The organism is Ralstonia sp. ASV6 (genome assembly GCF_016429285.1).
GTDB lineage: Bacteria > Pseudomonadota > Gammaproteobacteria > Burkholderiales > Burkholderiaceae > Ralstonia > Ralstonia flaminis.
On record NZ_JAELUI010000082.1, the window covers coordinates 1 to 10,327 of the forward strand.

A 10,327-nucleotide genomic window follows, 5' to 3' on the forward strand; every position below is an offset into this window, starting at 1 on the left:
GCTCACCAGTTTCCCGAAGCGACCTCCTTGAGCATCGCCTTCTCCAGCGACAGGTCGGCAACCAGCCTGCGCAGCCGGGCGTTCTCGCGCTCAAGCTCCTTGAAGCGTTTGGCTTGGTCGTGCTGCAGGCCGCCGTACTCCTTGCGCCAGCGGTAATAGCTCTGCTCGGAAATGCTGGCCTCCTTGCAGGCCAGTTGAGCGGTCTTGCCACTGCCCATCGCTACTTCGATGAGGCGCAGCTTCGCGATGATTTGTTCGGGGGTAAAGCTCTTGCGGGGCATCTTGGGTTGCTCCTTGCCAGGGTTGAATTCTCTCTTTCAACCTGGACTCGAAACAACCGGTCACGTCAGACTTCGTCACCGACCTCGACACGTTTGCCCGTCATTACACAGCGGGTCGCCTTTCTGGCCTTGCAGCGCGCCCACGCTTGCCGGCCGATGTAGTCACCCAGGTAGGCGAAATTAAGCGTTACGAGCCCGGGCGCCTGTCGCTTGATGCCGGTAATCGCAGCCAGAGGTTCCGCTCGCTGATTCATGATCGGAGTGCTTCTATGCCTCAGTCGGATGGAGTCTTCTGTGTATCCCGCGCACGCATTTCGCTGACGTGGATGTGGGCCGTCCGTTTGGTGTTCGGCACCATGACGCACAGCTTGCCTTTGTTCGGGCCGCTCTTCGCCTCGCGAAACTCTGCGCCTACAACTTCCATGACCTCCCAGGATTCTGGTGGGCCGCCGTTCTCGATAAAACCCGCCATGTAGAGGCGGAAATTCGGGCTGGACGGCTTGATCTTTTCCAGCGCGAGCTGGCCGTACAGCTGGTCCGCGAAAATGTCTTTCGTCATGTCCATGTTTGTTCTCCGTACACGCAGTTCTCTCAGCGCTTTCGCGCGACACCTACGCCCGACGACCGAATATCGCCTTTCCACAAACCGAAGTGGCAAACCAATTCGTAGCCAATCCGTACCAATAGCCAGAGCACTCCACTGCGGATTCCGCCATGCTCAGGAGACTGCCACATTGGGGCGAATGTCGATTCACGCACGCCGACGCCAAGCCACCCCAGAGCGAAGCCAGTGACCTGCATGGCCAGGTAGACGGCGACCAGCATCGCGGTCTTGGGATGCCCCGTTGCGTGTGCCAACGCGGCTACCGCCGCCACAATCGTCCAGTAGATCAGTGTTCGCATCAGCCCACCCTTATGCAAAGTACCGGGTCAGCAACCACCACGCGCCCAGCATCCCAATCGTTGCCCCTGCCAGCACTACTCTACGGTACCGGAACAGCGGTGGTTTGACTTGCGTCGGCTGCAACTTCCAAAGCCATACGGCCCCCTGAGAATGACGACCGCTCTTACCTGGCGAACCTACTCGATTACTCGCGTCCCTTCGGATCGCCTCGATTTGTTCCGCGCTGTAACCCAATTTATCGAAGTCCACTGCCCCACCTCATAGATCTCTGCCCACCGCATTGGCCATGCGAGAAATCTCCTCCTCGACGGCTCGCCCACACGCTACACGCAGATCTCGCGCACCACCTGCAGCCCGTTCTCGTCGCCGGTTGTTTCCACACTCACCCCTTGGCCTTCGGCGCTGCAGCCTTGTCGCGTAGCTTGCGCACACGCTGGATCTCCTCGGCGGAGTGCACCGTTCCACCTGAATTGAGGTCCAGGTAGTACTGCAAGAGATCTCGACGATTCGCAAACTCAAATACCGACATCTTCAGCGTGTAGCGCGACGGAGCGAATGGCGTGCCTTTCAGGTCCTCAGCACTCACATCGCCAAACACTCGAAACTCGCCCGCCATGAATTTTCGGACGGCGGTCAGGCGCTGCAGGCCGTCAATACATTGGAACGTGTGAGCTGGAATATCTCCCAATTCTTTTTCAGCGTTCCAGCCCGGGCAGTTGAAGAGGATCGAACGAGGTGCACACCCTCGGAGAAGCGACTGCACGTATTGAACGCGCTGCTCGTCCGTCCATACATGCCCACGTTGGAAATCAGGGTCAAGCTCAAGCGTTCCGCCCATGGAGGCCATATCCCTGCTTAGGTTGGCCAAAAAGCTCTCGACAGATCCGAGCTGAACATCCACTTCGTACACCGCCTTTGCCTGAGGACGGATCACTTCATACAGTGTCCGACCGAAGTCACTCAAGGACGCCCAGTAACTGTCGGACAACCCCCACGGTTTGCCGCCTTCCATGATCACCTCAGACAACCTGTTTTGCCCCTGCGGCAACGGCCGCCGCGACGACTTGGTCCCGAACCTCCTCCGAGCATTCGAAGATCAAACGGATCTGAATGCTGTTGCGCTTTTGCCAAAGCGCGTAATAGTCGGCTAGCGACATATCGACTTTTCCCGCGGAGATCTCGTCGGGAATGGCGTCAACCCAGCCGCTCTGAATCTCAACGACGGCTTGATCGGAGATCTTTTCCGGCTCGATGTCTACGACCGCTTCCCCGTCGACCAACAACATGGTGTCGTCGTGGTAGGTATCGCCGTCCTCCGGCCAGAACTGCGGATCGGCATAGAAACGTTTGAAGTCCAGCCCGATGATTTGTTTGCGCACAACCGACTCCGTTAAGTGATTACGCGAACTTCGCGCTGTTAGCCGCAAAGATCGCTTCAGCCGCCTTGTGCTTCGACGTAAAGCCCGCGCCCACGATGACGGCGGCTCGCGTCCCCTTCCCAAGCACTTTGGTTTCGCCCTCGCACCTTGCGAACCAACGCCATTTCAGTGACTGCCGCCCCTTGCCATCAGGCACATGGACTTGCTCGCGCCACACCTCACCAGCATCGATGTTGTTGATCTCGACGTGCTGCTGCGCCGATCGAACGGCGTCAGGGACTGCGGTGAAGGTGTAGATGGGCATGAGGGGTCTTCCATGATGTGCGGCGCAAAATGCACCACACCCTGCACTGCATCTTGCCGTAACCGGTTACGGCGTCAAGACAATTATTTGCCGGTGGGGTCAGGCAACTGCTGCACCAAGTACTTCAGGGCGGCCCTCCTTGACGCAGCCACCCCGGCGGTGATGAGCGCATCGAGCTTCGCCACCTCTTTGGCATCGAGCAGTGTCTCGACACGCGCTCCACCAGCATCAGACAGCGCCTTGCGCTCTCGCGCGACGCGCTCTTTTCCTGTGTAGTCGTACTTCGCCTTCATGGTCTCTTTGTCGCTTAATTTCCGGTTGCCGCGCCCAGCGTACCGGCAGAGGCATCACCGGCCGCTGATACCGCCTCGAATATCTTCACTGATGGTGCCGGCGCATCGCCGGCACCTTTTCCCACTCGCTCGCGAAATAGGGCTGCAGTCAGCCCGATCTCATTCTGATACTCGCTGATGCCGCGGTCGAGCACCTGCCTAAAGCGTTCGCAATCTTCCGACCGACCCAACACGAAGCCGATGACCGGTTGCGCCTCCGAGTCCGCGCAACCCACTTTGGGCAACACCGTCAGGATATTGAGCACCTGGCCATCGGGGATCGCTTTCGCAAGCACCTCTGCCAGTTCCTTGAGCTTCTCTTCACTGATCATGTGATCTGTCCTCTTCACTTTCAATCTGGTGCTGTTGGATGGAGGCGAATCGCCTCAGCAATGGCCCGCTTCGCGGCGGGCACGGAATCGAAACTGCGCGCGACACTTTCGCGGATGTTCAGAGGGTTGGGCACCGACGTCATATCCCACACCCAACCATTGATCAGCGCGGTACAGGCCGCTCCAATATGGCCTGGCTGCCGTTTGATCGTCGCCACGGAGTGCTTTCCAATGCAACCTACCCATACTCGAATACCAGTGGGGCCAGGCGCGATCCACCGTACCTTTACATTCGGCTCGATGTTCGGATTTGGCTCGCGCCAACGGCCCAGAGCAACCTTCTGCATCCGCGTATTCTTTGAACTGGCTGCCATGGCCTACCCCGCGCTCGCTGTAGTCACGAAGCCCATAGCCTTGCCGACTGATCCGGGCACATTCATACCCACCTCCGTTCAATCCAGATTAATCAGAACGATCGTTTGGTTTGTCGTCCCTGAGTTGCCCTTGCCTCACCGCTACAAATCGCCGCCAGAGAAGAACACCTTCGCACGCGCACCCAAGCGCGGCCAACAGCGTCAAGAGCGGCCAGTCAAAGTCCCGTTGATGAAGTAGCAATGCAGAAAGCGATAAGGCCGTGGCCAGGATCAGGCGCAAAGCCCACTCGACTTTTGAGTCCCGATTCGACAACAGCACCGCGAGGTCGCCGACCGCCAGCACCAGCAACCCCACAACGGCCAAATCCAATGCGTCCATAACCCTATGCGTCCCCTTAAAATCTGCGATATAGCGAACCGTGGTGCTTCATCCCATGGTGGCCCACGAGGCCTGCACGCCGTCACGCCTCAAGCTGGTTTTCAACCACGAACCATCAAGGAAGTGAAAATACGTGCAGACCTCTCCATCCGTCGTTTGCGTATGGGCGGTTGCCTCCGCCTCATACGGAATAACCAACTCCCCAGTGCGCTCGAACGCCTCACAGACATCCCTTGCGGTGCATTTCATTTTTTGACTCCATCATTCCGCTCGGGCTAACCCGCGCTTTGCTTTTCTGCCCCGCTTGGGCAAGCGATCTGGCGAAGCGCCAAAATGATCACGGTATTCTCTGCCTGCTGTTCAGGGGCCGTCTCTCCGATCTGACGCCAGACGTCTGCGACCTCGCGCAGAAGCGCATCGTCCGCCAAACGGCCGGTCCGGCGCTATTGCAGGACCTCGTTCGCACAGCGAGCGAGATCACGCTGTTCGACAACGTCGGCTTGCCGACGCGCGTTGATGAAGATGCTTGCTCCCGACATGACCCCTCCCGGATGAAACACTCTTTGCATCATACCGTAACCGGTTACGGCGTCAAACGAATTCTTGCTATCGCGATGTGCAGCACCCCTCCTAGAAGACCAACCGCTCTGTGAGGCGGCGCCCGTCATCCATATCGACTTCCAACTCAGCGGTCCTGGTCGACGTATTTACGACAATCCCATGTGTTGCATCGTCTGGGCACCATTTCACCTGTGGATCCCCGAACCCGAGCTCGTTGAGCTTGGACAACACATACCTTCTGTCGCGCAGGATCTCAACTTGGAATTCCCCCAGCTGGCCGCCAGCCACGATCGGATGAACCGAGGCGCGTGCCGCGGCAGGGATGAGGCCATCAAGAGCCTCACAAAACTCCTTCAGCCCATCGCTGACATAGGGATTGGATTGGTGGATCATGCTGACACGGTTGCCAAACACAACCGCCACACCAATACATGGGCCAAGACCTGAAGTCTCCACCCATGTGCCCGCACAGTCGATCACGCTATCGTCCTGCTCGACGTCGACGACTTCACCATCCATACGTCTCGTGTACCGGCTATCCCGGGCCCCATTCGTTCGTTCAGAGTTGCCCGCGCGCACGCATTTCTTGCGCTGTGGCGGAACCTACCAGGCGCAATTCGCGACCAAGGGCGCGAACAGCCTCGTGGTCAATGTTCACTGGCGTTGCCGGCACTCCAAGCAACCAGCACGCTGCCCCTTGCGCCTGGCGCTGGGTGGCAGCTTTGCGCGTGTCTACATGGTGCCGATTCGACCGCAAAGCGTGCATTTCGCATTGGCGGGAAGGCGCTCCGCCTGTTTGCAACGTTCGGTGCCACCTGTGTGGTAGCAAAGCTTCTTCTCAGCAGCGGCGGCCTCAATCCGCCCCTTCAACAACGCCTTCTTGAGCCGATCCCCGTCATCAGGATTGATCGGTGGATTGAATGGTTCGCTGTTCATAGCTTCCAGACATCGATTGGCAGCCCGTCATCGGGGAGTTAGGATGCAATGCTCTTCTTCAGTGCCGCCAAACGATCGTCGATCGATGTAGCCTTGCCAAGTGCGTCGACCCGATCCTGGAGAGACTTACCGCTGTCTTGATCAGCAATTCGGGTCGCTGCGGCGGCGCGCGCTTCTTGTTTCAGAACGCCGTCTTCCAGCTTGCCGAAGTCATTGGCAAGGTTCCGCGTCGAACCGATGTTGGTGATGACAGCCGCTGCGGTCTCTTGTGCCTTGGCCACTTGCGAACGCGCTTCGATCAACTCAGTTCGCTGCGCGTAGTCATCCATGATATCGTCGATGTCGCGACGAAGTAGTACGGCGCCAGAATCACAGGCAACCAGCGACCTAGCGCCTCCCAATCGCTGCTGGCGTTAGCAAACCAACCGCGCGGCGAATCGGACCACACCGCTTTACCGGCCAAGGCCTCATTGGCACGCGAAGGTGCGAGCAAAAGCGGGATCCGCTCAAACCGATAGTGGCCCTCGCTGTCACTGCCAGATCCTCCAAACAAGCCGACAGCGAGATACGCCTCAATTGGAATTGCCACAACGCCTCCCCTGGAGCACTCTATGCAGCTCGGCAACGCACCCAGCTCCGGCGGCTCACTTTGTCATTGCGGAACACGGCGATGCGGCCGTCATCGGCCTTCCGTAAAAATTGTCCTTTTGGCCAAGAGGCTCGCCGAACGTCCTTGCCTGCATCGATGGACTGCAAGGCGCCGAGAAGTGCAGGACCACAAGCGGATTCGCTAATCACTAACATGAAGACCCGCCTCCAATGTCAGCGATGGTTGGGCTGATGCGCCAGCATTGCCGAATAGCCGGTCTCGTCTTTCAGCGTCTCGATGTCGTGTTCGGTAACGACCCGACACTCTTCTTGCGAAAGCATGAAGGAAACACCGGTACCATCCTTCGCTGCGTTGCGAAAAGTCTCCCGCAGGCGATTGATAACCTGTTCTTTAGAAATCGGTTTGCTGCTCATGTGCTTCCTCAGAATCTGTCACCCCACCGATATGAGGTGCGTTGGAGCGCGTTCTTGCATGTCGCCAGGCGACCTTTTTATGTTCAACCTGCGTCGATGCGGTTCTGCCAATCTGTCAGCAACGCAAGGCATTCACCATTCGAAATCAATCTTTTCCTGAAGGCGATCTCAAGCGCATCCAGTGCGGCAATTTGTAGTGACGACAAGCCAACACGAACTTCGCGGCCCGTCGCGTCTACAGCGATCGGCGAAATGGCTGGCATTGGCCCCTCTCCCGCCAAGAGCCACTCCACCGGGGCATCAAGCACTCGACACAGAGGAGGAATCGTTTCAGACGTAGGCGTTGAACGCCCTGTCTCCCATTGCGCAACAAGACTCTGTGAGAAACCAAGCAGCTCAGCCAGTTTCCCTTGAGAAATGTTTCTGCGTTTACGGCATTCAAGGATTCGGCCAGCAAGCGTCGTGAGCTCTCCACCGCTTGGTGCCGTTCCTTGCGTACTGTTTTCTTCCTTGAACCTTCCTAGCATCAGGTCCCGCACGTGAGAACGGCCCCAACTTTACCGTCCGCTTGATCGATGGACCGACGCAACTCCTGAGCGTCGGTGATAGTGGTTAATTTAAGACCCATGATATGTGCACATGTGCACCATGTCAACGCCGGCAGCACAATGCCAATCATCCTTGGGTCTCCCCCAACTATGCCGCCGCGTCGCGAATCTGAATTTCGAGAGGTCGGTCACCGACTGGGTTGAGCACTATGCCGGCAGCACGATTAGTTGCTGCGACATATGCAGACTTTGCAACACCGCACATTGTGCTCAGTTGTTGCTCGTCGAAGCCACTCAATCGCTTGGTGGCGAATTCTTCCCAGAACAGGTCGAATGCGGTCTTGTCCATGCTGCTTAATGCTCCGTCAGCGTTCCGCCTTACACAAGGTGTCCTATGCGGACGTGCCGAGCAGTTTTGCCTCGCAAAGTGGGCAAAGCTGTAGAGCCTGACCGAACACTTCCTCAAGCGAAATTCGTTCCTCGTCTTCACGAGGAATCCAGTGCTGGACACATAGCGGAATATCTTGGACGCCAGAGAAACCCGCGTCCCCCTCCTCGGCCACATGCAGCACCCCGTCGGCGCGAAGCAGGGAGAGCGAGCGCTCTTCAAATCCGGCGCTGCGCGGCCACAGCAATCGATCTTCTGTGGCCAAGCCAAACCTCGGATTTCCGTAGACCGAGTCACTCGTCCCGAAGCTGCGGCCATGCGCCAGCACCTTCCGAACGGCTCGGATGACAGTGCTTCGTTGAGGAATAGCACGCAAAAGTGCTCCGCTGCCACCCGCATCGTAGACCACCCACGGTTGCTCCTGATCGACGAACAACGGTTCGATCGACCAGCCGCTCGTGTCGCAGTGAATGAAGAATCGGTCAGGTGTGCCGCCACCGTATTCAACCCTGCCTAGAATGCGACCCATCTACTGTTTTCCTTTGAGATTACGCCCGCCTTAGGCACGCGGCGGATAATTGCAGGAGGAAGCGATCAGTCCCGCATCGTCCATCACCTCGGACCGATCGATGGAGACACCAACGTTCAACCTCGTCAAAGCCAGCCTGAAGGAGGGTCACCGAAATACAGCGCTGCGCGCTTGGTGGCCGCCTCAAGCTGCGCTTGCACACCAGCTTCTGCAGCGGTCAGGTCAAGCTCGATTTCCAACCCCATCTGAACATGGTAGTGCGCCAGGAAATCCCCCATGGCTTCCGACACCGTTTTGCCTCTGCCAACTGGCGGAATGCCGGGCAAATCCACTGGGTCGACCACATAGCCACCCGCTTCTTTGCTGATCTTGATCTTCATAGTTCTTCCGTTACCGAGACAATACGGTCCTTGGGGAGCATTCAACGAACCGCCTTTACGACCGCATTCTGAGCGGAGAACATCCACTCCCTACGCCAGCATCAAAAGCGCTTACGAAGCCCGCGTTTCCAGGCTGCCCAGCGTGCAGCGTACGCACAGAGGACAGCGCAGCCGGGAACAGCCAGCTCTGGTGACACAGACGTCACCAAATCCAACTGCAGAACGCACAGCGCGACTACACCGCCAATAATGGCACCCGCGATCATCACCAGCAGATCTAGGGTGTCTTTTTGATTCCAGTACACGAAGTTATCTTCCTCGGTTGAGGGGAGGCAGCTCTTCGCTGTATCCGCAGGATTGGCACTTCAGGCAGTCTTGAAGCGCGGCCTGCGGCGGCGCTTCATCGGTCGTCACGCCATCGGGGAAACGATAGCCGACAAATGCCTTGCCGGCACGCAAGTGGCGCAAACAGCGCGGGCATTGAACATCGGCATCATTGGGGACGGAAATTTCACTGGCCATGTTGGCTTTTCGAATACTGTAGGTATGCCACTCAGTCATTAACGGCAGCCATGAGACTTTTTGAATCCTTGGCTCTGGGCGAGGTATGGCCTCGCCGACCAACGCCGGCTGCCCGGCTGTTCTTAGAGAGCCTTGCCACTATTCAGCTCGAAAACACGCTTTGGCGTAGCTTGTGCGCTCCACGCTTAACACACCGCGGGCAGTAATCCTTGCTGCCGTAAGACCGCCAACCTTCCCTGTGAAGGGTCTTGCGCCATTGCGCCTTGGTCAAGTTCGGGAGAGTAGTCATTTCGACAGCGTTTGGATGGTCACATCCATCGCATGACACCTGCAGCCAAACCTCGATCACGTTGCCCTTCCTCTTCCGTATATGGCACCCATGATATGTGCACATGTGCACCATGTCAACTCTACACTCGTCCATCGATCGTGGAAGCGGGCACGCGATGATTTCGACCTTGAACTAGTTGGGGGGGGGGCGGGGTACCGGAAGGTTGCAGTTCGAGATACCGAGAAGGGTCTATAAAGCGCCGCAAGGCGCGGCCTTGATGGCAAAACGAAAAACACAAAGAGTCTTTCCGTTGTTCATGGACCCACCAGGATGAAGAGGGATCAACTTTGGAATACGTCGGACCTGGAGCGATCCAACCAGGCTCCATTCAAGAACTGTGTCATATCCTTGGCTGGACACTCCTTGGATCAGTCTCGCTGCGTCACCGCCCGATAAACAGTCACTGCAATGCCCACAGCTGCGACGAGAGGACTCGCTGGCGCAGCGACACATGCTGTGATCAAGGTAAGTACCAGAGTCGCTGCAAGGGTTAGAAGCCACATCTGATGCTTGGTGAGCCACGCATCCACGCGGTCAATGATGGCTTCAAAGGTCTTCCTTAGCTTAGATTTCATGATTCTCCTCAGTGCGCGATCGCAAATTCAAACCGGAAGCAGCATGTGCGGCGAGAGCACGGCGTCCGCACATTCAAACAGATCAGTTCGGTCAATGAACTGAACCCGCACGACGTTCTTTCCATCTTCATCGTGCTCGTAGCCAACCACTTGGCACAACTTTCCAGCGTGCTCGTGTTCATCAACCCACCCGGCGATCCGCCAGCGGTTGGAAAAGCTCTCTGGAATCGTTACTTGGCTGACTGGCAT

19 protein-coding genes and 2 pseudogenes are annotated in these 10,327 nt (G+C 57.5%); all 21 read right to left on the reverse strand.

The window, feature by feature from the left end; genetic code table 11:
• Window positions 1-11: 11 nt before the first annotated feature.
• Window positions 12-281: pseudogene (locus JHD73_RS16675) on the reverse strand (transposase); the annotation flags it as partial.
• A 274-nt stretch (window positions 282-555) separates the two neighbouring features.
• Window positions 556-846 carry a hypothetical protein gene (locus JHD73_RS16680; RefSeq protein WP_199031383.1) on the reverse strand — a complete coding sequence of 97 codons (291 nt, stop codon included), beginning with the start codon at window positions 844-846 and terminating at the stop codon, window positions 556-558.
• A gap of 26 nt (window positions 847-872) precedes the next feature.
• Window positions 873-1,184 carry a hypothetical protein gene (locus JHD73_RS16685; protein ID WP_199031384.1) on the reverse strand — a complete coding sequence of 104 codons (312 nt, stop codon included), beginning with the start codon at window positions 1,182-1,184 and terminating at the stop codon, window positions 873-875.
• Window positions 1,185-1,567: 383 nt separating this feature from the next.
• Window positions 1,568-2,197 (reverse strand): DUF262 domain-containing protein, encoded by a 630-nt coding sequence (locus JHD73_RS16690; RefSeq protein WP_199031385.1) that lies wholly within the window; start codon window positions 2,195-2,197, stop codon window positions 1,568-1,570.
• A gap of 7 nt (window positions 2,198-2,204) precedes the next feature.
• Window positions 2,205-2,564, reverse strand: coding sequence for a hypothetical protein (locus JHD73_RS16695; protein ID WP_199031386.1), 360 nt, complete (start codon window positions 2,562-2,564; stop codon window positions 2,205-2,207).
• A 19-nt stretch (window positions 2,565-2,583) separates the two neighbouring features.
• Window positions 2,584-2,868, reverse strand: a complete 285-nt coding sequence (locus tag JHD73_RS16700; RefSeq protein ID WP_199031387.1) for a hypothetical protein — start codon at window positions 2,866-2,868, stop codon at window positions 2,584-2,586.
• Window positions 2,869-2,951: 83 nt separating this feature from the next.
• Window positions 2,952-3,161: a hypothetical protein gene (locus JHD73_RS16705; RefSeq protein WP_199031388.1), complete on the reverse strand. Its 210-nt coding sequence runs from the start codon at window positions 3,159-3,161 to the stop codon at window positions 2,952-2,954.
• 14 nt (window positions 3,162-3,175) lie between these two features.
• A complete protein-coding gene (locus JHD73_RS16710) occupies window positions 3,176-3,532 on the reverse strand; it encodes a hypothetical protein (protein WP_199031389.1) in 357 nt (118 codons plus the stop codon).
• 20 nt (window positions 3,533-3,552) lie between these two features.
• Window positions 3,553-3,750: a hypothetical protein gene (locus tag JHD73_RS16715; protein WP_199031390.1), complete on the reverse strand. Its 198-nt coding sequence runs from the start codon at window positions 3,748-3,750 to the stop codon at window positions 3,553-3,555.
• A gap of 244 nt (window positions 3,751-3,994) precedes the next feature.
• Window positions 3,995-4,285 (reverse strand): hypothetical protein, encoded by a 291-nt coding sequence (locus JHD73_RS16720; RefSeq protein ID WP_199031391.1) that lies wholly within the window; start codon window positions 4,283-4,285, stop codon window positions 3,995-3,997.
• A 630-nt stretch (window positions 4,286-4,915) separates the two neighbouring features.
• Window positions 4,916-5,365 carry a hypothetical protein gene (locus tag JHD73_RS16725; protein ID WP_199031392.1) on the reverse strand — a complete coding sequence of 150 codons (450 nt, stop codon included), beginning with the start codon at window positions 5,363-5,365 and terminating at the stop codon, window positions 4,916-4,918.
• Window positions 5,366-5,578: 213 nt separating this feature from the next.
• The gene (locus JHD73_RS16730) at window positions 5,579-5,782 is read right to left on the reverse strand and encodes a hypothetical protein (protein WP_199031393.1); all 204 of its coding nucleotides are present in this window, start codon (window positions 5,780-5,782) and stop codon (window positions 5,579-5,581) included.
• A gap of 38 nt (window positions 5,783-5,820) precedes the next feature.
• Complete coding sequence (locus tag JHD73_RS16735; RefSeq protein ID WP_199031394.1) at window positions 5,821-6,111, reverse strand: PspA/IM30 family protein; 291 nt, start codon at window positions 6,109-6,111, stop codon at window positions 5,821-5,823.
• A gap of 493 nt (window positions 6,112-6,604) precedes the next feature.
• Entirely contained in the window at window positions 6,605-6,805 is a 201-nt protein-coding gene (locus tag JHD73_RS16740) for a hypothetical protein (RefSeq protein WP_199031395.1), read from the reverse strand.
• Window positions 6,806-6,888: 83 nt separating this feature from the next.
• Window positions 6,889-7,068 carry a hypothetical protein gene (locus tag JHD73_RS29145; protein WP_233177013.1) on the reverse strand — a complete coding sequence of 60 codons (180 nt, stop codon included), beginning with the start codon at window positions 7,066-7,068 and terminating at the stop codon, window positions 6,889-6,891.
• Between the two features lie 9 nt (window positions 7,069-7,077).
• A pseudogene (locus JHD73_RS29760) lies at window positions 7,078-7,332 on the reverse strand (helix-turn-helix domain-containing protein); the annotation flags it as partial.
• Window positions 7,333-7,501: 169 nt separating this feature from the next.
• Window positions 7,502-7,702: a hypothetical protein gene (locus JHD73_RS16750; protein WP_199031397.1), complete on the reverse strand. Its 201-nt coding sequence runs from the start codon at window positions 7,700-7,702 to the stop codon at window positions 7,502-7,504.
• A 43-nt stretch (window positions 7,703-7,745) separates the two neighbouring features.
• Window positions 7,746-8,270, reverse strand: coding sequence for a hypothetical protein (locus JHD73_RS16755; RefSeq protein ID WP_199031398.1), 525 nt, complete (start codon window positions 8,268-8,270; stop codon window positions 7,746-7,748).
• A gap of 125 nt (window positions 8,271-8,395) precedes the next feature.
• A complete protein-coding gene (locus JHD73_RS16760) occupies window positions 8,396-8,650 on the reverse strand; it encodes a hypothetical protein (protein ID WP_199031399.1) in 255 nt (84 codons plus the stop codon).
• 309 nt (window positions 8,651-8,959) lie between these two features.
• The gene (locus JHD73_RS16765) at window positions 8,960-9,172 is read right to left on the reverse strand and encodes a hypothetical protein (RefSeq protein ID WP_199031400.1); all 213 of its coding nucleotides are present in this window, start codon (window positions 9,170-9,172) and stop codon (window positions 8,960-8,962) included.
• A 933-nt stretch (window positions 9,173-10,105) separates the two neighbouring features.
• The gene (locus JHD73_RS16770) at window positions 10,106-10,327 is read right to left on the reverse strand and encodes a hypothetical protein (RefSeq protein ID WP_199031401.1); all 222 of its coding nucleotides are present in this window, start codon (window positions 10,325-10,327) and stop codon (window positions 10,106-10,108) included.

Bases quoted from the DNA above. Each gene is read 5' to 3' on its own strand.
- JHD73_RS16680 (WP_199031383.1), bottom strand. From the start codon at position 846: ATGGACATGACGAAAGACATTTTCGCGGACCAGCTGTACGGCCAGCTC.
- JHD73_RS16685 (WP_199031384.1), bottom strand. From the start codon at position 1,184: ATGCGAACACTGATCTACTGGACGATTGTGGCGGCGGTAGCCGCGTTG.
- JHD73_RS16690 (WP_199031385.1), bottom strand. From the start codon at position 2,197: ATGGAAGGCGGCAAACCGTGGGGGTTGTCCGACAGTTACTGGGCGTCC.
- JHD73_RS16700 (WP_199031387.1), bottom strand. From the start codon at position 2,868: ATGCCCATCTACACCTTCACCGCAGTCCCTGACGCCGTTCGATCGGCG.
- JHD73_RS16705 (WP_199031388.1), bottom strand. From the start codon at position 3,161: ATGAAGGCGAAGTACGACTACACAGGAAAAGAGCGCGTCGCGCGAGAG.
- JHD73_RS16710 (WP_199031389.1), bottom strand. From the start codon at position 3,532: ATGATCAGTGAAGAGAAGCTCAAGGAACTGGCAGAGGTGCTTGCGAAA.
- JHD73_RS16720 (WP_199031391.1), bottom strand. From the start codon at position 4,285: ATGGACGCATTGGATTTGGCCGTTGTGGGGTTGCTGGTGCTGGCGGTC.
- JHD73_RS16725 (WP_199031392.1), bottom strand. From the start codon at position 5,365: ATGGATGGTGAAGTCGTCGACGTCGAGCAGGACGATAGCGTGATCGAC.
- JHD73_RS16730 (WP_199031393.1), bottom strand. From the start codon at position 5,782: ATGAACAGCGAACCATTCAATCCACCGATCAATCCTGATGACGGGGAT.
- JHD73_RS16735 (WP_199031394.1), bottom strand. From the start codon at position 6,111: ATGGATGACTACGCGCAGCGAACTGAGTTGATCGAAGCGCGTTCGCAA.
- JHD73_RS16740 (WP_199031395.1), bottom strand. From the start codon at position 6,805: ATGAGCAGCAAACCGATTTCTAAAGAACAGGTTATCAATCGCCTGCGG.
- JHD73_RS29145 (WP_233177013.1), bottom strand. From the start codon at position 7,068: ATGCCAGCCATTTCGCCGATCGCTGTAGACGCGACGGGCCGCGAAGTT.
- JHD73_RS16750 (WP_199031397.1), bottom strand. From the start codon at position 7,702: ATGGACAAGACCGCATTCGACCTGTTCTGGGAAGAATTCGCCACCAAG.
- JHD73_RS16755 (WP_199031398.1), bottom strand. From the start codon at position 8,270: ATGGGTCGCATTCTAGGCAGGGTTGAATACGGTGGCGGCACACCTGAC.
- JHD73_RS16760 (WP_199031399.1), bottom strand. From the start codon at position 8,650: ATGAAGATCAAGATCAGCAAAGAAGCGGGTGGCTATGTGGTCGACCCA.
- JHD73_RS16765 (WP_199031400.1), bottom strand. From the start codon at position 9,172: ATGGCCAGTGAAATTTCCGTCCCCAATGATGCCGATGTTCAATGCCCG.
- JHD73_RS16770 (WP_199031401.1), bottom strand. From the start codon at position 10,327: ATGCCAGTCAGCCAAGTAACGATTCCAGAGAGCTTTTCCAACCGCTGG.